At 57.7% G+C, this 21874-nt stretch carries 26 protein-coding genes; 11 read left to right on the top strand and 15 right to left on the bottom strand.

The features are described from left to right. Positions 1 to 70: 70 nt before the first annotated feature. Positions 71 to 538, bottom strand: coding sequence for a DUF1348 family protein (locus tag ACSQ83_RS30650; protein ID WP_414968286.1), 468 nt, complete (start codon positions 536 to 538; stop codon positions 71 to 73). A 139-nt stretch (positions 539 to 677) separates the two neighbouring features. Here ACSQ83_RS30650 and ACSQ83_RS30645 point away from each other — a divergent pair, with 139 nt between their 5' ends. After that, the gene (locus ACSQ83_RS30645; protein WP_436230700.1) at positions 678 to 1250 is read left to right on the top strand and encodes a TetR/AcrR family transcriptional regulator; all 573 of its coding nucleotides are present in this window, start codon (positions 678 to 680) and stop codon (positions 1248 to 1250) included. A gap of 146 nt (positions 1251 to 1396) precedes the next feature. On the opposite strand, the gene ACSQ83_RS30640 is transcribed toward ACSQ83_RS30645, so the two are convergent. Then, positions 1397 to 1888 carry an RcnB family protein gene (locus tag ACSQ83_RS30640; protein WP_436230699.1) on the bottom strand — a complete coding sequence of 164 codons (492 nt, stop codon included), beginning with the start codon at positions 1886 to 1888 and terminating at the stop codon, positions 1397 to 1399. 344 nt (positions 1889 to 2232) lie between these two features. On the opposite strand from ACSQ83_RS30640, the gene ACSQ83_RS30635 reads away from it, so the two are divergent. Beyond that, a complete protein-coding gene (locus tag ACSQ83_RS30635) occupies positions 2233 to 2715 on the top strand; it encodes a DUF3331 domain-containing protein (RefSeq protein WP_414950836.1) in 483 nt (160 codons plus the stop codon). A gap of 500 nt (positions 2716 to 3215) precedes the next feature. Continuing rightward, positions 3216 to 3419, top strand: coding sequence for a hypothetical protein (locus tag ACSQ83_RS30630; protein ID WP_414950835.1), 204 nt, complete (start codon positions 3216 to 3218; stop codon positions 3417 to 3419). Between the two features lie 105 nt (positions 3420 to 3524). Here ACSQ83_RS30630 and ACSQ83_RS30625 read toward each other — a convergent pair whose 3' ends face one another. From ACSQ83_RS30625 to ACSQ83_RS30615, 3 genes are read right to left on the bottom strand one after another with little or no spacing between them, the layout of a single operon-like run. Beyond that, positions 3525 to 4031: a cupin domain-containing protein gene (locus tag ACSQ83_RS30625; protein WP_436230698.1), complete on the bottom strand. Its 507-nt coding sequence runs from the start codon at positions 4029 to 4031 to the stop codon at positions 3525 to 3527. Positions 4032 to 4043: 12 nt separating this feature from the next. Then, complete coding sequence (locus ACSQ83_RS30620) at positions 4044 to 4805, bottom strand: ABC transporter permease (RefSeq protein ID WP_299708011.1); 762 nt, start codon at positions 4803 to 4805, stop codon at positions 4044 to 4046. Next, positions 4802 to 5728, bottom strand: a complete 927-nt coding sequence (locus tag ACSQ83_RS30615) for an ABC transporter ATP-binding protein (protein ID WP_414968291.1) — start codon at positions 5726 to 5728, stop codon at positions 4802 to 4804. Before ACSQ83_RS30615 ends, ACSQ83_RS30620 begins: the two co-directional genes overlap by 4 nt. Before the next feature lie 179 nt (positions 5729 to 5907). Between ACSQ83_RS30615 and ACSQ83_RS30610 the strand changes: the two genes are divergently transcribed. The 3 genes from ACSQ83_RS30610 (at position 5908) to ACSQ83_RS30600 (ending at position 7912) form a co-directional block, all read left to right on the top strand. After that, complete coding sequence (locus ACSQ83_RS30610; protein ID WP_436230697.1) at positions 5908 to 6336, top strand: DUF1810 domain-containing protein; 429 nt, start codon at positions 5908 to 5910, stop codon at positions 6334 to 6336. A 260-nt stretch (positions 6337 to 6596) separates the two neighbouring features. Further along, on the top strand, positions 6597 to 7565 hold the full coding sequence (gene panS / locus ACSQ83_RS30605; RefSeq protein ID WP_436230696.1) for a ketopantoate/pantoate/pantothenate transporter PanS: 969 nt from the start codon (positions 6597 to 6599) through the stop codon (positions 7563 to 7565). Between the two features lie 80 nt (positions 7566 to 7645). Next, a complete protein-coding gene (locus tag ACSQ83_RS30600; protein ID WP_414950829.1) occupies positions 7646 to 7912 on the top strand; it encodes a cupin domain-containing protein in 267 nt (88 codons plus the stop codon). Between the two features lie 89 nt (positions 7913 to 8001). Here ACSQ83_RS30600 and oxlT read toward each other — a convergent pair whose 3' ends face one another. Together oxlT and nhaR are read right to left on the bottom strand one after the other, a co-directional pair. After that, positions 8002 to 9306, bottom strand: coding sequence for an oxalate/formate MFS antiporter (gene oxlT / locus ACSQ83_RS30595; RefSeq protein ID WP_414950828.1), 1305 nt, complete (start codon positions 9304 to 9306; stop codon positions 8002 to 8004). Between the two features lie 356 nt (positions 9307 to 9662). Next, positions 9663 to 10553 carry a transcriptional activator NhaR gene (nhaR, locus tag ACSQ83_RS30590; RefSeq protein ID WP_414950827.1) on the bottom strand — a complete coding sequence of 297 codons (891 nt, stop codon included), beginning with the start codon at positions 10551 to 10553 and terminating at the stop codon, positions 9663 to 9665. Between the two features lie 129 nt (positions 10554 to 10682). On the opposite strand from nhaR, the gene ACSQ83_RS30585 reads away from it, so the two are divergent. The 3 genes from ACSQ83_RS30585 to ACSQ83_RS30575 all read left to right on the top strand — a co-directional run bounded on the left by ACSQ83_RS30585 (position 10683) and on the right by ACSQ83_RS30575 (position 12789). Next, the gene (locus tag ACSQ83_RS30585) at positions 10683 to 11003 is read left to right on the top strand and encodes a zf-TFIIB domain-containing protein (protein ID WP_436230695.1); all 321 of its coding nucleotides are present in this window, start codon (positions 10683 to 10685) and stop codon (positions 11001 to 11003) included. 75 nt (positions 11004 to 11078) lie between these two features. Next, entirely contained in the window at positions 11079 to 11546 is a 468-nt protein-coding gene (locus ACSQ83_RS30580; protein WP_414968314.1) for a CBS domain-containing protein, read from the top strand. Positions 11547 to 11952: 406 nt separating this feature from the next. Further along, positions 11953 to 12789 (top strand): EamA family transporter, encoded by an 837-nt coding sequence (locus ACSQ83_RS30575; protein WP_436230694.1) that lies wholly within the window; start codon positions 11953 to 11955, stop codon positions 12787 to 12789. A gap of 35 nt (positions 12790 to 12824) precedes the next feature. Here the strand turns inward: ACSQ83_RS30575 and ACSQ83_RS30570 are convergent, their stop codons facing one another. The 4 genes from ACSQ83_RS30570 to ACSQ83_RS30555 all read right to left on the bottom strand — a co-directional run bounded on the left by ACSQ83_RS30570 (position 12825) and on the right by ACSQ83_RS30555 (position 17207). Further along, on the bottom strand, positions 12825 to 13409 hold the full coding sequence (locus tag ACSQ83_RS30570) for a hypothetical protein (RefSeq protein ID WP_436230693.1): 585 nt from the start codon (positions 13407 to 13409) through the stop codon (positions 12825 to 12827). A gap of 320 nt (positions 13410 to 13729) precedes the next feature. Next, positions 13730 to 14902: a metallophosphoesterase gene (locus ACSQ83_RS30565; protein WP_436230692.1), complete on the bottom strand. Its 1173-nt coding sequence runs from the start codon at positions 14900 to 14902 to the stop codon at positions 13730 to 13732. Between the two features lie 409 nt (positions 14903 to 15311). Then, positions 15312 to 15755 carry a DUF4148 domain-containing protein gene (locus ACSQ83_RS30560; RefSeq protein WP_436230691.1) on the bottom strand — a complete coding sequence of 148 codons (444 nt, stop codon included), beginning with the start codon at positions 15753 to 15755 and terminating at the stop codon, positions 15312 to 15314. A gap of 933 nt (positions 15756 to 16688) precedes the next feature. After that, positions 16689 to 17207 carry a hypothetical protein gene (locus ACSQ83_RS30555; RefSeq protein WP_414968297.1) on the bottom strand — a complete coding sequence of 173 codons (519 nt, stop codon included), beginning with the start codon at positions 17205 to 17207 and terminating at the stop codon, positions 16689 to 16691. A 323-nt stretch (positions 17208 to 17530) separates the two neighbouring features. Here ACSQ83_RS30555 and ACSQ83_RS30550 point away from each other — a divergent pair, with 323 nt between their 5' ends. Then, on the top strand, positions 17531 to 18067 hold the full coding sequence (locus ACSQ83_RS30550; protein WP_414950820.1) for a DUF6572 domain-containing protein: 537 nt from the start codon (positions 17531 to 17533) through the stop codon (positions 18065 to 18067). Positions 18068 to 18347: 280 nt separating this feature from the next. Here ACSQ83_RS30550 and hfq read toward each other — a convergent pair whose 3' ends face one another. Then, positions 18348 to 18677 (bottom strand): RNA chaperone Hfq, encoded by a 330-nt coding sequence (gene hfq / locus ACSQ83_RS30545; protein WP_414968298.1) that lies wholly within the window; start codon positions 18675 to 18677, stop codon positions 18348 to 18350. 178 nt (positions 18678 to 18855) lie between these two features. Between hfq and ACSQ83_RS30540 the strand changes: the two genes are divergently transcribed. Then, positions 18856 to 19182: a hypothetical protein gene (locus tag ACSQ83_RS30540; protein ID WP_436230690.1), complete on the top strand. Its 327-nt coding sequence runs from the start codon at positions 18856 to 18858 to the stop codon at positions 19180 to 19182. A gap of 108 nt (positions 19183 to 19290) precedes the next feature. Here ACSQ83_RS30540 and ACSQ83_RS30535 read toward each other — a convergent pair whose 3' ends face one another. The 3 genes from ACSQ83_RS30535 to ACSQ83_RS30525 form a co-directional block, all read right to left on the bottom strand. After that, complete coding sequence (locus ACSQ83_RS30535; RefSeq protein ID WP_414950817.1) at positions 19291 to 19518, bottom strand: hypothetical protein; 228 nt, start codon at positions 19516 to 19518, stop codon at positions 19291 to 19293. A gap of 185 nt (positions 19519 to 19703) precedes the next feature. Further along, entirely contained in the window at positions 19704 to 20273 is a 570-nt protein-coding gene (locus ACSQ83_RS30530; protein WP_436230689.1) for a TetR/AcrR family transcriptional regulator, read from the bottom strand. A gap of 242 nt (positions 20274 to 20515) precedes the next feature. Then, a complete protein-coding gene (locus tag ACSQ83_RS30525; protein ID WP_414950814.1) occupies positions 20516 to 21844 on the bottom strand; it encodes an LLM class flavin-dependent oxidoreductase in 1329 nt (442 codons plus the stop codon). Positions 21845 to 21874 lie beyond the last annotated feature (30 nt).

Below are 21874 nucleotides of genomic sequence, written 5' to 3'. Positions count from 1 at the left end.
GGCAGTGGGTCGATGCATCGGTCTTCGCGACGGCTGAAGACCCGAGCAGGAAACTGCCAGCTCGCCTCGATCAGAAACCCAGGTCGCTCAGTCCGGGATGGTCGTCGGGACGGCGTCCCAGTGGCCAATGATATTTACGCTCGGATTCCTTGATCGGCAAGTCATTGATACATGCGTGCCGATGCGTCATCAGGCCAGCTTCGTTGAACTCCCAGTTTTCATTCCCGTAACTACGGAACCAGTTTTTCGAATCATCGTGCCATTCGTAAGCGAAGCGCACCGCGATTCGTGATCCGGTGAACGCCCACAGTTCCTTGATCAGCCGGTAATCCAGTTCACGCGCCCATTTGCGCGCCAGGAACGCCTCCACCTCAGCACGTCCCGATACAAATTCAGCGCGGTTGCGCCAGCGCGTGTCTTCGCTATAGGCGAGAGCAACCCGCTTTGGGTCGCGTGTATTCCAGCCGTCTTCCGCGAGACGGACCTTTTGCCGGGCGGTGTCGGCATCGAATGGCGGGAATGGCGGTTTGCTTTCCATGGCGCTTCCTTTGGATCTGGAGGGTGATTGCAACTGGCTGACGATACGCAGTCAATCGATAAGGTAATTCGTTGGCAGACAGGTCTGTCTACCTTCTTACTCTAGCGCAGGGAGACAGACCTGTCTACAATCCATCGATATGGACAATCAATCATTGAATGCGGACCTTCCTCCGGCCGAGCGCATTCTTATCACGGCTCACGCGCTGTTCTATCGGGACGGCATTCGTGCGACCGGAATCGATCGCGTGATCGCGGAATCGGGTGTCGCGAAGAAGACTTTTTATCGCTACTATCCGGCGAAAAATGACCTGATCATCGCGTTCCTGGAGTATAGGCACCGAAACTGGATGACGTGGTTCGAAGACGCCGTGCAGCGCCATGGCGCGAACGCGGACGCATTGGTCCCGGCATTGGCGGAATGGTTCGAGGGCGATGCGTATCGCGGTTGTGCGTTCATCAACGCGGTGGTGGAAGTAGGCGGGACCCAGCCCGAAGCGGTCGATATCTCACGACGCCACAAGCTGGATATGGCTGCGGTTATCAGGACGCTGCTGCCGGCATCGTCGAGAACCGCGAAGGCCGATGCACGGGCATTGGCCATGGCGGTTGATGGCGCCATCGTGGGCGCGCAATTTGAGGAATCGCCGGACGCGGCGTTGAAAACGCTGGCTCGCATAGTAAAAGCAATCGCCGATACCGCCAGGAGTTAGCGCAACGGGCTGCGGTGGAATTCAAGCCGCGTACATAAAATAAGGCCGGCCCAAACACGCGTTTGGACCGGCCTTGTTACGTATGCGTACCCGACGCCCGGTCAGGTACGCAACGCTTCATCGGGCGAATCATCGACGAGAAGCGCTTAGTGCCCGTTGCTCAGCACGATCTGCGCAATCACGCCGGTCGCGATGGCGGCAAGCACGTAATCACCGTTCACACCCACCCAGTGATAACCGCGCGGGGGTTGCTGCAATCCATAGCCGCGATAATCGTCGACTACATATTGGCGATCGCGATAGTCGTTCGGCAAACGATCTCCTCGATGCCAGTCATGCGGTCCTTCCCCGCGCGCGCCGCCAGGGCCGCCGCGCCCCGGACCATTGTCCGCGTGCATTGGCACTGGTGGACGGCCATTGTTGTGGTTTTGTGCGCCCGGGCCACCTTGCGGGCCGTGACCGTGGTCTTGATCTTGATGACCGCCGCCGTCATGGCCTTGCATGGCGGGGCCGCCTGGACGTTCTTGCGGTCCGCCTTGATGGCCTTCACCAGGCCCAGGGCCGTTTTGAGCAAAAGCAGTGGCCGTCAGGCCCAAGCTTGAAAACAGGACTGCAGCAGCAATATGACTCTTCTTCACGAACACCTCGTTCAACGTTGTAAGTATGGTTCTAGTATGGCTCACGCAAGCGGCGTTCCACCGCATGCGGCGAAACTTGACACCTTACGCAATCCATACAAACGTTGAATCTGGCATCACGCCGCGCGCGAGTCCTCGCTAAAACAGGACGCTATCGCCCTCATTAAAACGTTCAATGAAGCGTGAACAGCGGTTGCGCCGCACCGCAATATCGGGCAAAGCCTTATTGCATAACGCGTTGTTGTGATTATTCGCGCTAACAAGACAGTGTATTCACCTTAACGGTATTTATCCGAGCAGGCTGATTGCGTAAGTTCGACCATGAACCATGCCAGGAACGAACCATGACAGCGTTAGCCAGAAGCGCGGACCCGTGGCTGCAAACGGTCCGCTCATTGACAGCGACCCACAACCGCGCGGCAGAAGCTGCCCCACGGCAAAGGTCTGTGCACCCGTTTTTAGAGCGACTCACGCGAGCGTGGGAACGTGATCATCCGCGCGTCGCTTCGCAAACGCCATCGCCACAATCGTCGAGGCCCTTTCCCGAGGCTGTCGTGCGCGTGATTGAACGGCCGAGCAGCGCGACGGCGATTGTCTATTGGTCCGACGCGGGAACCTGCCACTACGGATATCAGGGATGGCGAGTGACCACGGCCACGTCGGGCGGTGCATGCGCACTGACCGGCGCGCCCATTCACCGGGGCGACTCGGTGTATCGGCCGTCACAGCGCGATCCGAAACCACAGAACGCAGCGGCGATGATTCTTGCGGCTTCCATGCCACAGGACGAGACCAGCGACGCCGATTTGCAGGGCCAGCACGCCTGAAAGCGTCCTCGGGTCCGGTGAAATGGCCTGAAAGCACGACTGCATCATGCGGTCGTCCTTTCCGCCATGTGGAACGTTCACATCAAACACGCCGATTCTGAGAAACAGCTTTAACTGTTTCAATCGACGGCAATGCGTACGCGGATTAGTGCGGCTTGCTCTTGTTTCAAACTCCCTTCGCAAACTCTCGGCTGGCTACAACAGCGTCTCTCCAAGTCCCCTCGCAAACGCTTGCGTCAATTGCAAGTTTCAAGCCCAAATCCGCGCTGCGTGACTGATAGTGCCGGCATCGTTTCATAAGCCAGAAGTACGAATCCCGTTTCGCAACGCCATTAAACTGTAGAGCCGCGCTTTCATTGCAAGGTGCGCAATACGGCCAAAGGCACGCGGTCCGCCACCGTTCAAGTTGTGCACCGAGAAGCATCAACCGTCGTCAATCTGTCATAGCAGTTCAGTAGGATCGCAGTCTCCCGCCGCTCCATCACTGCAAGGAGTTAATCGTGAAGAGTTATCAAGCGCAGCGCGTCGAAGCCAGAGACACTATTCGTTCAGGTGACACAGCTTACGAATCGCCGGTACGCCGCGAGTCGCAAGAAGTGCGTGCACAAGCGGATCAGGACGTCTATGGCGATTCACTCGACATCCCGCTGAACTACGGCGGCATGATGGACGCCGTCCGAGACGCAGTCAGGGCCAACCTATAAACAGCAGCATGAAAAAGCGGCGCCTCAGAAATGAGAGCGCCGCTTTTTTTTGTTCCGCTTTTGCGTTGTTGCTGCGGGCGTTGCATGCCGTGCCGCTGCATTCGCTTAGCGCTTCGCGCTCGCCGCTGGACCCAACCTCCTGATCACAGCCTCGTGCTGCGGATACGCTTTTGTCAAAGCAGCCACATCGGCGAGTTCGAACTCGCTGAACTCGAACCCGGGCGCGACCGTGCAGCCCACCAGTGCGAACGCCGCCGGATCGCATAATTCTGCCGCAAACCAGTGCCCCGCCGGTACAACCGCCTGGAATACGGCGTTGTGGTGCGTCAGCGCGTTACCCAGGCGATGCGTGTGCAATTGCCCGGTGACGTCGATAACATGAACATCGATTGGATCTCCTGCATAGAAGTGCCACACCTCGTCCGAGCGGATTCGATGCCATGCCGAATGCGCGCCATCGCAAAGCATGTAGTAGATCGCGGTCGATGCCGAGCGCGTCGCGCCCAATGAAGCTTCGCGTACTACCTTATCCTCACCACGAAATGTCTCGCGAAAATAGCCGCCTTCAGGGTGCGGCCGGAGTCCGAATCGTTCGATCAGCACGTCACACATCAGCCACGCTCCTTATGCTTTAAGCCTGTAGCCCGTCTTGAAGATCCAAGCAACCACGCCAATAAACACCGCGAGGAACACCAGCGTCATGATGAGGCTGATCTCGACGCTGACATCGGCGGTACCGTAAAAACTCCAGCGAAATCCGCTGATCAGATAAACCACCGGGTTGAACAACGCGACGGCTTTCCAGAACGGCGGCAGGATATCGATGGAATAAAAACTTCCGCCGAGGAAGGTCAGCGGCGTGATGATCAGCAGCGGGATCACCTGCAACTTTTCGAATCCATCTGCCCAGATGCCAATGATGAATCCCAGCAGGCTGAATGTCACCGCGGTCAGCAGCAGGAACACGATCATCCAGAACGGGTGATCGACGTGCAGGGGCACGAACAGCCGCGCGGTCGCAAGAATGATGAGGCCGAGGATGATCGACTTGGTGGCGGCTGCACCAACATAACTCAGCACGATCTCCATATACGAGACCGGCGCCGACAACAGTTCGTAGATGGTCCCCGTGAACCTCGGAAAATAGATACCGAACGACGCGTTCGACACGCTCTGCGTGAGCAGCGACAACATCACGAGCCCCGGCACGATGAACGCACCGTAGCTCACGCCGTTCACTTCGGGAATGCGCGAGCCGATCGCGGCGCCGAACACGACGAAATACAGCGAGGTGGAAATCACCGGCGAGATGATGCTTCCCATGATGGTGCGCCACGTGCGCGCCATTTCGAATACATAGATTGCGCGGACTGCATGAATATTCATTTTTTCTCTCCGACCAGGCTCACGAAAATGTCTTCCAGCGAGCTTTGCGTCGTTTGCAGGTCCTTGAACTTGACGCCGTTATCGGCGAGGTCTTTCAGCAGCGTAATGATGCGGCCCGGTTCATCCTGCGCGTCGTAGGTGTAGGTCAGCTCACTCCGGTCAGCGGACAGGTCGAGCCGGTAAGCACTCAGTCCGGCGGGAATGGTGTCGATCACATCTTCCAGTTGCAGCACGAGTTTCTTCTGGCCGAGCTTGCGCATCAGTTCAGCTTTTTCCTCGACCAGGATGATCTCGCCGCCGTTGATCACACCAATCCGGTCGGCCATTTCCTCTGCTTCATCAATGTAATGCGTCGTCAGGATGATCGTCACGCCGTTGGCCTTCAGGCCGCGCACGAGATTCCACATATCGCGGCGCAATTCGACGTCGACGCCAGCCGTCGGTTCGTCCAGGAACAGGATTTCCGGCTCGTGCGAGAGCGCCTTCGCAATCAGCACGCGGCGTTTCATGCCGCCGGACAGCGTGACCAGCTTGTTGTCCTTCTTGTCCCAGAGCGACAGCGACTTCAGCACCTTTTCTATATGCGCCGGATTCGGCGGCTTACCGAAAAGGCCGCGGCTGAATGAAACGGTGGCCCAGACGGACTCGAAAGCGTCGGTGGTCAACTCTTGCGGCACGAGGCCGATCATCGCGCGGGAGGCGCGGTAGTCCGAGATAATGCCGTGACCGTTGACCTTGACCGTGCCTTCCGTGGCATTCACGATGCCGCATACAATGCTGATCAGGGTCGTTTTGCCGGCGCCGTTCGGCCCGAGCAGTGCGAAGATTTCGCCACGGCGGATACTCAGCGTGACATTTTTCAGCGCCTTGAAGCCGGACGCGTAGCTCTTCGACAGATTCGAAATTTCGATGATGTTTTGCATGGCCGTGAAGATATCAGAAAGCGGAATATCGTTCGCAAATGGCCGGGATTAGATTTGGGGGTTGCCTGGCTTCATGGCGGCGGAAGGGCCACGAAAACACCGCGAAAAAGCGCCGGGAATGGGGTTTGCGATCCGGTTTGCTAACGTATCGTTATTCCAGGAAGAACCCGGAGGCTCGCATGACTGATCCCGATCCTTTTGACTTGCAGCGTTTTATCAAGGCCCAGGATCCGGTCCTCCAGGCCGTCACGGCCGAGCTCGAGGCCGGCAAGAAACGCACGCACTGGATGTGGTTCGTATTTCCGCAGATCCAGGGCTTAGGCCATAGCGAAATGGCGCGGCGCTACGCGATTTCATCGGTGAATGAGGCGCGAGCCTACTTCGATCATCCCGTGCTGGGCGAACGCCTGTTGATCCTTACGCAAATTGTGAACGCGCTAGAGGGACGCTCGGTGGAACAAATCTTCGGTTATCCGGACGATCTGAAATTCCATTCATCGATGACCCTTTTCGCCCACGCCGCAAGCGACAAGACGCCGTTCGAACTGGCGCTGAATACCTATTTCGGCGGTGAGCCGGATGCGGGAACGGTCGCGCGTCTCAGATAAGCGCAACAGCCGCTCCGGCGGATCTCGTCCGACGAAACGATACAATTCGCGTCGATGCACATTCGCCACCTGCCGGTCCCACAAGGACCCGTGGCGGATTGCGTCACTGGCCGCATCTATCGATGGCACGGTCAGCCGAGCCTGGAGCACCTGCTTCTATTCGCTTCGCTTTATCGTTATTCGCCCAGCGCGATGCGGTGCGGCTCTCGCACCCGGCGCTTCGGGCGGCGCCCTTATTAATCAGCCAGGATCGTCTCTCCATGCTTTCGCGCGTCACCCGCTTGTTTCCTCTCTGGGCCGTCCTTATTTCGGTTGTCGCGTATTTCTCGCCGGCTTCGTTCACCGTCATCGCGCCGCACGTCACCACGCTACTCACGATCATCATGTTCGCGATGGGCGTGACGCTTTCATTCGCCGATTTCCGGCGCGTTTTCACCCGGCCGGCGCCGGTCATAGCGGGAATCGGCTTGCATTACCTGGTGATGCCGCTCGCAGCCTGGGCGATAGCAAAATTGCTGCGCATGCCGCCCGACCTGACGGCGGGCATGGTGCTGGTCGGCAGCGTTGCCAGCGGCACGGCGTCGAACGTGATGATCTATCTCGCACGCGGCGACGTCGCGCTGTCCGTCACCATCAGTGCGCTGTCCACGCTCGCCGGCGTCTTCGCCACGCCGCTGCTGACGCGCCTTTACGTGGATGCGTCCATTGCCGTCGATGTCCACGGCATGCTCATGAGCATCCTCCAGATTGTTGCGTTGCCTATCGTGGCAGGGCTGATCATCAATCACTTGTTCAACAAGATCGTGCGCGCAGTCGAACCCGCGTTGCCGATTATTTCGATGATCGCGATCCTGCTGATCATCTCGGCCGTGGTGGCGGGGACGCAAAAAAGTATTGCGTCGGTCGGTTTGCTAGTGATGCTGGGCGTGATCCTGCATAACGGTATCGGTTTGCTTGGCGGATATTGGGGCGGCCGTCTGCTTGGTTTCGATGAAGCCGTGTGCCGCACACTGGCAATCGAGGTCGGCATGCAGAATTCGGGACTCGCCGCCACGCTAGGCAAGCTGTACTTCACGCCAATCGCCGCTCTCCCGGGCGCGCTGTTTTCGGTGTGGCACAACTTGTCGGGATCGTTGCTGGCAGGGTACTGGGCTGGACGGCCTGCAAAAGGGTCGACACGTGATCTCGAGGCGAGGGAGTTGACTGAAGGCTCGCAGCTGGAAAGCTGACGCCCAGCCTTCTCGCCTGCGCCGAGTTGTTTCACCTTATATTAGTGGTTGAATCAAGACCGGCTAGAAGGGGAACGATCATGGAACGCGACGATTTCATCGAAATGCTGGCGCGCGAGGGGTTTCAGACCACCGTGCTGGTGGAGCGCGAAGCCGGCGCGTCGCTTGATGACCACGCGCATGCGTTCGAAGCCAAGGCGCTGATTCTCGAAGGTGAGCTGACGCTGCGCATCGCTGATCAAGACACGCGCTATCAGCCGGGCGACGTGTTCCACTTGAGAGCAAACGAAACGCATAGCGAGCGTTACGGTCCGGAAGGCGTCTGCTATCTGGTGGGCCGAAAGTAGTAACAGATAGCAAGACGGCCGAACGACCGCCGGCCATTGAAAGCCCCTGGCGAAGCCAACGAACACATCGGCTTCGCTGCATCGCATGGTCACTCCTTCAGGACCGAACCGAACGGCATGTCGCTGACCGTCGATGCGTGTTTCTGCTTGTGAGCCTGCCGCATCGGCTTGAGCACGAAGAGCGCAAGCAACGCCGACGCCGCAGCCATTCCCGAAGCCAGCATGAACACCGCGTGCCAACTGCCGGTCGCGGCCGTGATCACGCTGCTGAACGGCACGAGCAAGGCTGCGGTCCCCTTCGCCGTGTACAGCAGGCCCGCATTGGTGGCTGCAAACTTTGGCCCGAATGTATCGCCGCAAGTGGCGGGAAAGAGGCTGTAGATCTCACCCCACGCGAAGAAGACAATACCCGTCAGCACAACGAACGCCACCGGGCTATGCCCGTATTTCGATAGCAGCAAGATGCCCACCGCCTCAATCGCAAACGCCATGAACATGGTGTTCTCGCGGCCGATGCGATCCGAAATCCAGCCGAAGAAAGGCCGGGTCAATCCGTTGAGAACCCGGTCGATCGTCAGCGCGAACGTGAGCGCGGGCAACGTCAGGCCAAGCAACGAAACAGGCGAATCGTGCAGCCCGAAGTCCTTCGCGATAGGGCCCAACTGGGCGGTCGCCATCAAACCGCCCGCGGCCATCATCACGAACATCAGGTACATCACCCAAAAGATCGGTGAGCTAACGACCTGTCTAGGCGTCGCGTTATAAACGGCGCTCTTCAGCGCACTCTTCACCGATGCAAGCAGGCTCGCAGGCGGCGCATACAGCGCCATGCCGAGCAGGAACACGATCAATCCCTGGCCGAGGCCGAACCACAGAAAGGTGGCTTCGTAGCCGCTGCTCTTGATCATGTGCGCGATCGGCACAACGGTTGCAGCCGATCCCGCCCCGAAGCCGGCCGCGGTAATGCCCGCTGCCAGACCACGCCGGTTGGGGAACCACTTCAACGCGTTGCCAACGCACGTGCCGTACACGGCTCCCGCGCCCACGCCGCCCACGGCCGCCGCGAAATACAGCATGGGCAGCGACGAAGCCACCGAGTTGAGCGCCCACGCAATCGCGCACAGCAGACCGCCGGCAACGACAACCGGCCGCGGGCCGTACTTGTCGACAAGATAACCTTCGATAGGGACCAGCCAGGTTTCCGTGACCACGAAGATCGTGAACGCCACTTGAATCGCCGCTCGACCCCAGTGATGCTTTTCATCGATCGGATTCACAAACAAGGTCCAGCCGTACTGCATATTCGCGATCATGGCCATGCAGATCACGCCAAACACGAGCTGCATCCATGGCGACGCTAGCCGCGACGTACTTTCCTGGCGATTCGATTCCATCACTGTCTCCTTGGCATTTGCTGCCTTGTATTCGGGACGCCGAATGGACGTCTCCGTCATCGCCTGAGCTGGGTTTCGATAGCGATGGAATACACAATATGTAATATATCAAGTAAGTACAATGAAAGAATTGACAGGGTTTTTACCAGATCGGGTTAGTACTGAAAGAAATACGAAAGTATTTTTCCGATTGTTTCGCACGATAAAAAAAGGCCCGCAGGCAAGCCTGACGGGCCGAGACATGGTGCGCGACATGGCAGTCCGCAACACGTACGACAGTTATAGTAGAAAGTTAAATGTAATGTAAATGTTTTTATTCAAGAGTTCGATACGTCGGCCGGCGCGAGGACGGAATCCTACGCATTGAACAGCTCGCTGCGGGCTGTGCTCATGATCGACGATATCGCCGGATGGCTGATCCGCCGTTCAATGGAGATGGCGAAGAACTCCTCAACAATCGTTTCGATATGTCCAACCGCAATCAAACCGTGCTCTCGTTTGAGTTGTGCCGCGAGGACCGTCGGCGCAAACAGTACGCCCCTTCCCTCGCGGCCAAACGCGAGCGTCAGCGCGCTGTCGTCGAACTCCCCCACCACGCGCGGTGAGATCATGCGTGACTTGAGCCAGTGATCGAGTTTCCTTCGGACTGCCGATTCAATTCCGGGCAGCAGCACCGGCATGTCGCTTAGCGATGCAGGGAAGGCTTTTGCCGCGCGAGCGGCCAAGGCTTTGGATGCGAAGCAACTGAGTGTTGAACGGCCAAGCGAATGGTTGAACGCCTTCACGTTCACATCGGGCGGAATGGGTGCGTCGGCAATGATCAGGTCCAGCCTATGCACGGCCAATTGTGAAAGCAACGCATGCAGCTTGCCTTCATGACAGATCAGCCGCAAGTCCGACAGGTTCAATGCCGGCTCGAGCAGGCGATACGCCACCGTCTTCGGAACCGAATCCGCCACGCCCACGCGCAGTTGCGCCCGTGCGGCCTCCTTCTCCTGCCTGACCGCGCTTTCCAGCTCGGCGCCGAGCGAGAAGATTTCATCGGCGTAGTCGAGTGCAAGCCGTCCCGCATCCGTCAACTCAAGGTTGCGGCCGCTCTTTTTGAAGAGCTTCTTGTTCAGTGCGTCCTCTAGCAGCTTGATCTGGCCGCTCAGCGTTTGAGGCGTGATGTGCAATTGCGTGCCGGCACGCGCAATGCCGCCCGCATGCGCCGCGGCCCAAAAATAGTACAAATGCTTGAAGTTCATTCGTGCTCCACAGCGATTTGAACACATCGGTTTTCTCGATGTATCGGCGTCAAAAATACGTATTTTACATTATGCTTTCATCGGCTACATTGGGGCTTCGCTAGGGTGTTTGACGAAGGAGGCAAGGTAATGAAATGTCCAGTGTGCAAGACCCCGGAACTGCTGATGGCGGATCGCCAGGGAATTGAAGTCGATTATTGCGTGACATGCCGCGGTGTGTGGCTGGATCGCGGTGAGCTCGACAAGCTCATCGAACGCTCCGCTAGTGAAGCGGGCCCGCAAGGGCAAGCGGCAGCGGCAAGTGCGCCGGTCGCGCGCCGGTATGACGAAGGCCGTCATTACAACGACCACGAGCGACGCAACGGTTATCGCGACGACGACTATCGCGACCAGCGTTATCCGTACAAAAAGAAGAAGTCGCTACTCGGCGACCTCTTCGACTTCGGTTGACGAATTTGGAGGACAACGCAGATAACCGCGCAGCACGAGCAGCAACTCAACCCTATTTCTTGATTGAGGCACATGATGGCAACAGTCGCACAATTACTGAGTTCGAAAACCGATCAGTCGTTTCACACTATCGAAGCGTCCGCGAGTGTCTTCGACGCCATCAAGCTGATGGCGCACAAACAAATCGGCGCATTGGTGGTCACGTCCGGAGAGCACATCACGGGCATCGTGACAGAGCGCGACTATGCTCGGAAGATCGTGCTGCACGACAGGGCGTCAAAAGAGACGCCAGTAGGCGATGTCATGTCAAAAGCGATCCGATACGTTCGTCTCAATCAGACGACGGACGAATGCATGACGATCATGACCGAAAATCGGATACGCCATCTTCCGGTGATTGATGGTGGTCTGCTGATCGGCATGGTATCGATTGGCGATCTCGTCAGGAACCGGATCGCTGAGCAACAATTCACGATCCACCAGTTGGAACACTACATTCAAGGCAACAGTCATGCAGCAGAGCCGGCGGTCGACATGCGATAGAGATTGGCTGTGGATAATGTGGCTGATTGTCTTGGCGAGGTTGCGGTGCAGAAGGCGCGAGAACGCCTTCGCACCCCTCGCCTGAATTCTTAATTTCAGCGTTATTTTTCCTTTAGGTTTCCTACCTTCATGCGTTGGCACGGATGAAGCTTCGGGCGCTATTCCGTTATCACCCCGCTCGAATATCAGATTGGCGGTCTGCGCATCGCCGTTCATGGGACCGCTCTGATCACACCCGGTCCCTATCAGCCGCGCCCCACACCGTCCCTGTGGAGGCACGACAAGCAACCCCCCGTCTCCCGATCTCTGTCATAATGGCGTCTCGCCGTTTGCCACTTTTTGCCATCAAACGCCTTACCTTGCCACGAACGATGCCACCATCGCCGTCACCCTCCCCGCGGTCCTGATGCAGCCTTTCATCGTCTTGCTTGTCCTGTTCTCCGCGTTGCTGCACGCTACGTGGAATGCCTTCCTGCATACCAGCGGCGACCGGGTCTGGCAGTTCGGCATGATGTCTTTCCCCTACCTCGTGTGTTCGGCAATCGTGTTGCTGTTCGTGCCCGCACCGGCGCGCGAAAGCTGGCCGTACATCGCGGCATCGGCAGCTTTGCAGCTTGGTTATTGCGTGGCCTTGTCGAAGGCCTACAAGGCGGGTGACTTCGGGCAGATCTATCCGATCGCACGCGGCCTCTCGCCGCTGCTCGTGTTCGCGGGCGCCTTCGTCTTCGCGGGTGAACATCTTCGGCCACTTGCGCTGGCGGGCGTCACGCTGGTGTCGGTCGGCATCATTTCCCTGGCATTCCGCAAGCGCCGCTTTGCGACCGCGAGCGTACCGGCGGCGCTCGTGACGGGCGGGTTTATCGCCGCCTACACAATCGTGGATGGCATCGGCGTGCGGATAGCCGGCAGCGGCTTCGGCTATATCGCCTGGGCGTACATCCTCTTCAACGTGCCGCTCGCCGGGGTAGCCTTTTATCGATACGGCGGCCCACGCCGCCTGTTCTTCGACGACCCCAAGCGCTCGCTGCAAGGCTTGGGCGGCGGCGCTATCGCGATGGTCGCGTACACCATTGTGATCATTGCGTTTCGTTACCTGCCCATTGCAATGGTCTCGGCGTTGCGCGAGCTTAGTTCCATCTTCGCGGTCCTGATCGGCTGGCTGTTCATGCGTGAAAGGCTGACCGCGCGGCGCGTGCTGGCGTGCGCACTCGTCACGGCCGGCGCAGTTTTGATCCGCATTTAAGCGGCAGTTATCTGATTTTCAATCGACTCCGCGCATTATTTCGTTGGAGTGACTTCCACTGCCGTGGCCGAAATCAATACCGCGTGCACGGTGTCACCCTTCTTTAATTTATATGCCGCTATTTCAGAACTTAAATCGAACGTCTCAGTATGCCACGGACCACGCAGGGTGATTGTTTTATTCCTGCTATTAATATTCTGCACCGTTGCGACAATCTCAGTTTCATGGACTGCACCAAAGCCTTGGGAACCGGATGCAGGCGCATAAACTTCAGTATCAACACGTTTTCGCAATTCGTCTCCCTTCGCTGACGCTTTCACTGCCCTGATCAGCATTGAGTCCCTGACTTGCACATCTACGCGATCGCCTATCTTCAATGCATCGAAATTCGTGACTTCCTTGCCGACCGCCACCGGCATGATGCGGCCCTTCGCACCCTTCAGCGTCAGCGTTCTGGCGCCCGTGTCGATACCGACGATCTGCGCATGAAGCAGCTTCGGCGGGGCGCTCAGCGCGGATTGAATCGCGGCACTTGAAAGTTGCTGATCGGTTTGCGCGCTGACGTGCGCCGCCGCCGTTAATAAGGCAAACGATAAAGCCACAGTCCATTTTGCGTTCATGCAGTTTCTCCGGGCGAAGGGAATTGAATCGCGAATCGAATCGAATGGTTAATTCGATTGTAAAGCGCAAGCGCATTAATTTGCGAACGTCAGTTATACAGCGGGCGCCGGAGTTTTGTCCACGAAACCTCGTTAATTACAGACTATCAAGCAATCAAGCGGAGTATTTAATCGATCGAATTTATTATTATTTTTATAATAATCGACTCGATTCAACAGGAATACGACGTATGGCCGGCATCCTTTCCAGGGCGCCGGCCAAAGCTTGAATCGTCGGTACTGCCTGATACCTTTGACTTAAGAGTCAAGGGATTCAAGACTCAAGCAGGACGTGCCCCGCTCACTTTCACCAAACGCAAACGCGTAATTTCGGATGGGGCGCCGATCCGTATCGGCGGTCCCCAGTAGCCCGTGCCGCGACTGGTGTACACCCACAGGTCGTTGAGCTTTTCCAGTCCGGCAACGAAAGGCTGCTGCAACCGGACGAAGAAATTCCACGGCACGAATTGACCACCGTGCGTATGACCCGACAACTGCAAGGTAAACCCAGCTTTCGATGCAGCCGGCGCGCTGCGCGGTTGGTGGGCCAGCAGCAGACGAAATGCGATGTCGGTTGGTGCACCAAGCATGGCTTTGGCCGGATCGCTTTTGTGGGCCGGGTCGAAACTGCCCGCACCGTAATCGGTCACGCCTGCCACGACTGCACGCGCTCCGTCGTGGTCAACAATCACGTGTTCGTTAAGCAGCACCTTCAGCCCAAGCCGGCGGAATTCGGTAATCCACTTGTCCGCGCCGGCGTAATACTCATGATTGCCGGTGACCAGGAATGCGCCGTGCCGCGCCTTCAGGTCAGAAAGCGGCCGCGTATGCGCTGCCAAATGAGCCACCGAACCATCGACCACGTCGCCTGTCACCGCGATCAGGTCTGGTGATAACGCATTGACCGCTGCCACGATCTTTTCGACGTAATGACGCTTGATGGTCGGCCCCACGTGGATATCGCTGATCTGCACGATGGTAAAACCGTTCAACTCGGGAGCCAGGTTCTCGATAGGCACGTCGACGTTCTTTACCCCGGCGCGCCGACGTGCGCTATAGATGCCGAGCAGCGTGACCAGCACGGCGAGCAGCGGCACTCCAAGCGCGCTCCACGCGATGAAACCAGGCCAGCCGCCGGAATCCTGTTGCACGCGGCTGATCAGGTGCAAGACGAGCAACACGATGTCGCGGAGAAACGTCAGCGCCAGCAGCGAGGAGAAGAACCCCATGGTAAGCAGGCCGATCCATGCGAGGCGATCGGATAGCGGTTGCTGGCTGACGTTGCGCGCCGCCATGCCGAGCGGAATCAGCAAGCACGACGCGACAAGGGCGAGCACCGCGAGCCACCGAAGCGGCGCACCGACTGGCGCAGCCGGAATCAGGCGCAGGCCTATATACACGTGAAACAAAATCCCGATGCCGATTACGCGGATAAAAAACGCGGAACGTCGCATAAACCGCCTGGTAGAAGGTGAAGCCGGTAGGTTGCAACCGAGATTGAGGCGGGCGACCGGGTACATTGATACGTCTGAGCTTCTGATCTTCTGTTAACAAAGCGCCCCAAGCCCAGCCCGAAACGGCATCCGATTCTACCGGTTCAACAAGAAATCTGCCTGCTCGCAAGCCATTTCCAAATGGCTCACAACAGACTCGCAACGTGCATGCCATAAAGGACTCGTCAAGGCTCGCACCTTGCAAAAACAACGGCAAGCATGACAGGCCACCGTTCGGAACCGCGACAGAATCCGTGGTCAACCGAAACGCCCGCGCGGACGAATTGCCTCATCACGAATTGATGCGTCAAAAAATAACCCGCCTTAAGCGGGTTATTTTCATGCAATCACACTCCGCCACACTCTGCGTTCAGGGTGCGGAAGCTGCCTTGGCTTTCTCTGCCGCCGACTTCTTCTCCGCATTCTGAATATTTTGCGGATAGTTGGTCTGGTCACCGCCTGGCTGATAACCGTTCTTTTCCAGATCCTTCAGTTCGGCGTTTTTCTTGGCGCGGGCTGCCTTGCGATCAGCCTTGCGTTGCGCCTTCTGCGCCGCCTTGGAAGTGGTCGAAGCGGCAGCGTCACTGGAGGCGGTTTGGGCCATCGCGACGGGGGCGGTCAGCCCGGCAATCGATACTGATACGACAAGTGCCATTGCAGCCATGCGGATTCGGTACATAACGAGATTCTCCACGAAAAGCGGTTTTTTTTGGTGCGGCAGCGCCGTTGGCGTCCACCGCGTTTGTCGTGCTGAACTTGCATGCTTCGTTACGTGCCAGACAATCTCACCCTTACCACCCTGTTCGCGAGCCATCGGACACGCGTGGATATCTTAACCAACTCTTTGTAAAAACGTGTAGCACATCCGTAAGAAGTAAATCAGAAAAACGGGTTTTTTTGCGTGGTGGCCATGTTGTCACGTCAGTCATGTTAAGAAGCACATAAGGTTAGAACCCCCGCGTTGTCGGCTGACGAGTGCATTCCCGGATCTCCCGCGAGAGCGGATCGCGCGCTTCGCGGTAGGCGCGAAAGCCTTCCACGGTATGCAGTGCTGTCCCGGGGCGTGATCGAAGATCCGGTACAGGGTGGTTTCGACGAACGCGCCGAGCAGACGCGCACGACGGGAACAGTTCGTGTGGTTCACGGTCACGGCTACGCCGTTCTTTATCGAATGCGCTTGTCTTGGGACTGCACGCTCCAGGCGCCAAGTGATGGTGCCCGTGCGTTGGCCGGATACTTCATCGCGTAGCGTCGAACGCGCTCAGCACTCTCATTTAAGTGCGCGTTCGCCCGTTCGACGAGATCTTCGGCACGACCGCTCAATAGCGCGAGGTATGGTAGCCCTGCATGGGTAGCGGGTCACTCCTTCCGACGAATTGCCACGATCGTAGATCAGTATCACGCGTTCGAATGCAATAACTATTTCGTTTTCCTGATTAATTTCCTACGACACCGAATGCGTCGTCTTGACGTTGTCCCATGTCACGCTTCACGCTTCAACAAGAGTCCAGCGAGGCGCATGCAAAAAAAAATCCATCCAGCTTACGCCGGATGGATTTTTTAGCGATAGCGCTTAGTCGCAGAGGTACCTTGATTTCCGCGTTATCGCGCTTCCGTGGAAGCTCGAAACCAACCGGTTTTACCCGGGCGATTCGCCGTTTGTTATCCAGCGGGGATCTGGATCATCAACGATGCACACATGATGAAGTTTCGACGAATTTCCGGCTATCGGAGGAATCCGACTACTTTACTTGATCGCTTTTCCTGAGCCCGACGAATCTGAGTTCGGGAGATTGACCAGAACACGCGTACCCGGCACAACCGCAGCGGCTGCCGCAGGTGAATCGGCTTGCACTGTCAGCACGGCGCCTTGGGTGTCCTTGAGCGTCATCACGCTGCCATCGACGCGTGCCACGCTAGCCACGACCTGATTGCCGTCCGCTGAAGGCACGGGCGCCAGCGACGACGAGTCGAGCACCGTCAGTCTGACCGCGCGCTGGGACGTGCCGACCACATTCGTGCCGGCTTTCAGTTTGTCGAGATTCGGCACATCGCTGCCGACCTGGAACGCTTCGGCGCGGCCTTGCGCATTAATAACCGTAACCTGATGCGTATTCAAATCCACTGATTGCACACGCCCGCCAATTCGTACTGCCGTGGTGCCGTCGATAGTCGCGGCAAACGCGCCGGTCATGACCATGGACGATGCGGCCGCGATCAGTGCGGACTTGAATGCTCCAAGGGCCTTCTTTGATTTCGATTTCATGCTATTGCTCCTGCCGGACAAATAAGGTTCGGCTCATGCGATGTCCGATCTAATCGCACAAACTGTTCAAATAACGTGAACCCAGTTTGTTTTTCGAGATGAGCACTGTCAATCAACCCGGCTGGTTTTTAGGTATCCTCCTATTTCAAGACATCGATTTAGGATGCGCACCAAAACAATCAATTTCGATGCGTGTTAGAAGTGGTAAAGCTTAAAGGTCGTACACTGTTGCAATCGTGCTCTGCGCAGTTATTTAGGATGACGCAGTCCATTACAATAGGCGCTTGCAATCTTTGCCCGGCATCGGGCGCTGGGGAAATACCATGTCTCTTCTCGACGTGGACACTATCGATTACGTCGGCGTGAACATTTTGTTCAAGCGCGTGTACGTCGGCATTTTCGACGACCTCGACTGGGACGACGAAGCGAAGCATTTTGCGCTGCTGACCAAAAAAATCGATCGTTACACGCAGTACATCCGTTCGGGTCAATTACTCGCGGCTTATCCGGGCGTGCGCGGCTATCCGGTGGTTATCGAATATGTCGCCATGCGGCCGATGACCCGCTCCGCCGAGGTTTTCTGGAAGACCCGCGAGACGCTTATCCGCGCGAGCGGTTTTGACGTACGGTGCCGTACCGTCGACGTGCGGCATGCGCTTGCCGCGGATACCGCAAATACCGAAATAGAAGTGAAAGTGGACAACGCTGCAGTTGCCGCTGACACGCGGCTGGAGTCGGTCGTCAACGCGCTCGATCTTGCAACGCGGGCAGCGCCTGAAGAGAAGCAGCGTGAAGACGTCGTTCATGCCGGTCGGCGTGCCGTGCTGGTGATGCGCAAGAAAACGTCATCGGGACGATGAGCGCGTACGAACGACCGGTTAAGCGCCTTCGGGCGAGCCGCCCATTTGTGACAAAACAGTGACGGTTAAACAAAAGGCGAGGCCCAATTGGGCTTCGCCTTTTTTGCGTCCTGCGTATCGTGATCTATGTAGATTCAGACCGGTGTAACAGCGGTCACTGGGTTCCCGCGCTTCCTTCCCAAGCCGCTCTAGTTCGTCGCGCAAGCAAACCTGAGCTAGCTGTTCACGCAACTACCGTGGTCCACACGCCGGTTTAGCTTTGGCGCATGAACCAAGCACTTCATTCGCCACCCGTATTCATCGGCAGGCGCCGTTTATGGGAAATGGCGACGGGACGCTTTGAGTCTCCGTCCCGCGATGCGCCCGCGCCGGTGCGCGGAGCCCCGGCGGTGAATGCTTTGCCCGTGTCTTCCTGGATGGTCGAAATCGAGTGCTTGTAGACCGCCTGGATGCCGGCGGCGGAACTCAGCATGACCAGATACTGGTCGAACGATTCGATGTGACCAACCAGCCGTACCCCGTTCACGAGGAAAATTGCGACACGCTTACGCTCTTTGCGAGCGGCGTTAAGCACGTCGCTCTGACTTTGTTGCTGGGGTTCTGTAGCCATTCTCATTCGACCTGACGTTAGTATTTCGGACTGTTCCGGCAGACATCCACCGGAATCTTGATGCGCGGTACACGATTCGACATTTCGATAGTGCGAGGCGCCGGATTCACTATTCTGAGTCCAGGAAAAACGACTTGCGCTGACCGAATGCTACGCCTTCCTGCCGCTCGATAACGCCATGATGCCAGATGGCGGCGCCGCGCATCGTTTGTCCCCATTCGAGCAATGCCGCTCCCGGGAGTTCAAACTTCGCACGAGAAATCAGTTTCAGAATATTCTCAAGCCCGGCAAAACTGCTCACGTTCGTTTCCCTGATACTAACCCGCTGGAATATCGCGTGGGCGCGAAGGTTGAAGTCGAACACGGTCAAAACCGGACAAACTGCCGCCAACTGGTTCCACGCAATGTGATGGAAAACGGCGTTCCGAACTTTCCAGCGATTGCTGAAAAGTTCGGAACGCCGTGCTCCACCGAGCCCGCAGCGATCTCAGGCGTCGATCATTAAACCGCGAAAAGGTCAAAAAAGGCCGTCACGCCCGGTTTCCCGAATCGCAACAGCCTCTTGTATTCGCCACCGGCTAACGCGGTGGCGTCTGGAGATTAACGCTCAGTCTTATTGAGCGGGGGTTGCCGGCTTCTTCTGCTTATGCTTGAAGAGGTGCGGCTTGCCCCTCGAACTTCCCGGAGTGGAGCTATTGTCGCCGCCCGTCGTCGGACCGGCTGTCGCGGCACCGTGCGCGTTGCCGCCGCCCGAACCACCATTGCCGTTCCCTTGGGCCGCGGCTATGCCGGACGCGCCAAGGAGGATTGCAGATACGCAAATCAGGTGAAGTACTTTCATGGTCAAACTCCAAGGACACGCATAGAGCACGATTTAGCATTTAATTGCCGGCCTTCAGACTGAAACCTGATGACCGACTCGCAGACAACGGGACGAATGTAATGTATTGCACGCATCGCCTCAATAATTGTTTCCGTTAATGCGATGCACATCCGCTGTAGCACTGCTCGTGCCGCTACATTTTCTCAATCCGGCGGCCCCGGCAACAAGGGCGCCAATTGCCGGGCGACGCCATCCAGGATCTCCTTCGACAAAACCGGGTCCGAGACTGCTCTCGCCAAGCCGATCGCCCCGAGACAGGCGCTCAGTTGCAGTATGGCGCGGGCTCGGCGCTCAGCGGGGTCCGGGATATCGAGCAACCCCTCGGAGAACGCGAGATTGTGCTTGACCCGCTCCATGTATACCTCGCGCGTGGCGTCGTTACCGCGTCCGACATCACCCAGCAACGCGCCCAGCGCACACCCTTGACCAGGGGCGTCCCGATGCGCCTCGCTCAGGTAGTCGCGCACCGCCTGCGCGAGATTTTCTGCACGTGCTTCCCATATATCGAGACTCTTGAATGCAACCTCGAGCGCCTCGGTCACGAGTTCGTCGCGCGATTCAAAATGCTTGTAGAAGCCGCCGACGGTCATGCCGGCTTCCTTCATGACGTCGGCGACTCCAATACCGTCCAGCCCAAGTTCCCGAAAGCGTCGTGCCGCCACATCGACGATCCGCTGATGTGTTGCCGCCTTCTCTGCCTGTGAATGTCCCATGAATTCGTTTGTCCTGTGATGGGGTGACTACGCGGTAGCCATAGGTACCCCCGAGACATCAATCTTAATGCAGAACTGGAATGGCACAGGTGCGGCTGGCTCGACGCAGCATTGGTCGACGCTTGCATGTTCGTGTCATTTTTTGCAATACAATTGGACGTTAATCAGGCATACGAAGTAATTAATGAAGCGGCACTTATGCTTCCAGATGACGCTGTCGGCCAGACAGCGTCATCCCTGTTTCAGGCCTTGAAAAAGCGGTTCTCGGGCCTCGGTAATCCAAGATTCTCTCGCAAGGTCGCACCTTCGTATTCACGTCGAAAGATGTTTCTCGCCTGAAGTTCAGGCACGACCTTGTCGACGAAATCATCGAGTCCGCCCGGCAGATAGGGGAACATCACGTTGAAGCCATCGGAGCCCTCCTCCACGAGCCATTGCTCCATCTGGTCGGCAATCATCGTGGGCGTGCCGATCATTTCAAGCCCTGAATAACCGCCGACCCGCTGCGCCAATTGGCGGATCGTGAGATTGTCCCGGCTCGCCCATTCGATCACGCGTTCGCGGCTGCTTTTGCTTGCGTTGGTTTCAGGAATCTCGGGTAACGGTCCGTCGGGGTCAAAACCTGAAACGTCGTGACCAAGCATGATCGAGAGAGAGGCAATGCCGCTGTCGTAATGAACCATGCTATCGAGGCGCGCCCGCTTTTCCAGTGCCTCGTCCAGCGAATCACCGATCACGACGAACGCCGCCGGCAAGATCTTGAGATGCTCGGGATTGCGCCCGAGTTTCGCCATGCGTCCTTTGATATCCGCGTAAAACCGCTGACCGGCCGCCAGCGTGGGTTGCGCGGTAAACACGGCTTCCGCCGTTTCGGCGGCGATCTGCCGGCCCGCTTCCGATGACCCCGCCTGCACGATGACCGGCCAGCCCTGCACGGGTCGCGCAATGTTGAGCGGCCCGCGCACCGAGAGGTGCTCGCCCTTGTGGTTCAGCACATGCATCTTGTCGGGGTCGAAGAACGTGCCGCTTTCAACGTCGCGAATGAAGGCGTCGTCAGCCCAGCTATCCCAGAGGCCGGTCACGACATCGAAGAACTCCCGGCCCCGCCGATATCGCTCGCCGTGCTCCACATGCTCTTCCAGACCGAAGTTGAGCGCTGCATCCGGGTTGGCGGTGGTGACCAGGTTCCAGCCGGCGCGGCCGCCGCTCAGGTGGTCGAGCGAAGCGAAACGGCGCGCGACGTGATAAGGCTCGTCGAACGTAGTGGACGCCGTCGCGATCAGGCCGATGCGCTCGGTCACCGCCGCAAGCGCCGACAACAACGTCAGCGGCTCGAAGGACGTGGCTGTGTGACTTCGCCTCAACGCCCGGGCGGACATGTTGAGCACGGCGAGATGGTCTGCCATGAAGAAGGCGTCGAAACGGCCGCGCTCGAGTGTTTGCGCGAAACGCTTGAGATGCGCGAAATTAAAGTTGGCGTCCGGGAATGCACCGGGGTAACGCCAAGCTCCGGTATGGATGGTGGTCGGACGCATGAAAGCGCCGAGCCGCAAACGACGTTGCGTAGTCATTGGATTCCGTTCAAGCGTTGATAAGATTGC

Source organism: Caballeronia sp. LjRoot29 (genome assembly GCF_964252755.1).
In the GTDB taxonomy this organism is placed as follows: domain Bacteria; phylum Pseudomonadota; class Gammaproteobacteria; order Burkholderiales; family Burkholderiaceae; genus Caballeronia.
This window is presented reverse-complemented; position numbering and strand designations above follow the sequence as displayed.

Bases quoted from the DNA above. Each gene is read 5' to 3' on its own strand.
- ACSQ83_RS30650 (WP_414968286.1), bottom strand. From the start codon at position 538: ATGGAAAGCAAACCGCCATTCCCGCCATTCGATGCCGACACCGCCCGG.
- ACSQ83_RS30645 (WP_436230700.1), top strand. From the start codon at position 678: ATGGACAATCAATCATTGAATGCGGACCTTCCTCCGGCCGAGCGCATT.
- ACSQ83_RS30635 (WP_414950836.1), top strand. From the start codon at position 2,233: ATGACAGCGTTAGCCAGAAGCGCGGACCCGTGGCTGCAAACGGTCCGC.
- ACSQ83_RS30625 (WP_436230698.1), bottom strand. From the start codon at position 4,031: ATGTGTGACGTGCTGATCGAACGATTCGGACTCCGGCCGCACCCTGAA.
- ACSQ83_RS30620 (WP_299708011.1), bottom strand. From the start codon at position 4,805: ATGAATATTCATGCAGTCCGCGCAATCTATGTATTCGAAATGGCGCGC.
- ACSQ83_RS30615 (WP_414968291.1), bottom strand. From the start codon at position 5,728: ATGCAAAACATCATCGAAATTTCGAATCTGTCGAAGAGCTACGCGTCC.
- ACSQ83_RS30610 (WP_436230697.1), top strand. From the start codon at position 5,908: ATGACTGATCCCGATCCTTTTGACTTGCAGCGTTTTATCAAGGCCCAG.
- panS (WP_436230696.1), top strand. From the start codon at position 6,597: ATGCTTTCGCGCGTCACCCGCTTGTTTCCTCTCTGGGCCGTCCTTATT.
- ACSQ83_RS30600 (WP_414950829.1), top strand. From the start codon at position 7,646: ATGGAACGCGACGATTTCATCGAAATGCTGGCGCGCGAGGGGTTTCAG.
- oxlT (WP_414950828.1), bottom strand. From the start codon at position 9,306: ATGGAATCGAATCGCCAGGAAAGTACGTCGCGGCTAGCGTCGCCATGG.
- nhaR (WP_414950827.1), bottom strand. From the start codon at position 10,553: ATGAACTTCAAGCATTTGTACTATTTTTGGGCCGCGGCGCATGCGGGC.
- ACSQ83_RS30585 (WP_436230695.1), top strand. From the start codon at position 10,683: ATGAAATGTCCAGTGTGCAAGACCCCGGAACTGCTGATGGCGGATCGC.
- ACSQ83_RS30580 (WP_414968314.1), top strand. From the start codon at position 11,079: ATGGCAACAGTCGCACAATTACTGAGTTCGAAAACCGATCAGTCGTTT.
- ACSQ83_RS30575 (WP_436230694.1), top strand. From the start codon at position 11,953: ATGCAGCCTTTCATCGTCTTGCTTGTCCTGTTCTCCGCGTTGCTGCAC.
- ACSQ83_RS30570 (WP_436230693.1), bottom strand. From the start codon at position 13,409: ATGAACGCAAAATGGACTGTGGCTTTATCGTTTGCCTTATTAACGGCG.
- ACSQ83_RS30565 (WP_436230692.1), bottom strand. From the start codon at position 14,902: ATGCGACGTTCCGCGTTTTTTATCCGCGTAATCGGCATCGGGATTTTG.
- ACSQ83_RS30560 (WP_436230691.1), bottom strand. From the start codon at position 15,755: ATGGCTCGCGAACAGGGTGGTAAGGGTGAGATTGTCTGGCACGTAACG.
- ACSQ83_RS30555 (WP_414968297.1), bottom strand. From the start codon at position 17,207: ATGAAATCGAAATCAAAGAAGGCCCTTGGAGCATTCAAGTCCGCACTG.
- ACSQ83_RS30550 (WP_414950820.1), top strand. From the start codon at position 17,531: ATGTCTCTTCTCGACGTGGACACTATCGATTACGTCGGCGTGAACATT.
- hfq (WP_414968298.1), bottom strand. From the start codon at position 18,677: ATGGCTACAGAACCCCAGCAACAAAGTCAGAGCGACGTGCTTAACGCC.
- ACSQ83_RS30540 (WP_436230690.1), top strand. From the start codon at position 18,856: ATGATGCCAGATGGCGGCGCCGCGCATCGTTTGTCCCCATTCGAGCAA.
- ACSQ83_RS30535 (WP_414950817.1), bottom strand. From the start codon at position 19,518: ATGAAAGTACTTCACCTGATTTGCGTATCTGCAATCCTCCTTGGCGCG.
- ACSQ83_RS30530 (WP_436230689.1), bottom strand. From the start codon at position 20,273: ATGGGACATTCACAGGCAGAGAAGGCGGCAACACATCAGCGGATCGTC.
- ACSQ83_RS30525 (WP_414950814.1), bottom strand. From the start codon at position 21,844: ATGACTACGCAACGTCGTTTGCGGCTCGGCGCTTTCATGCGTCCGACC.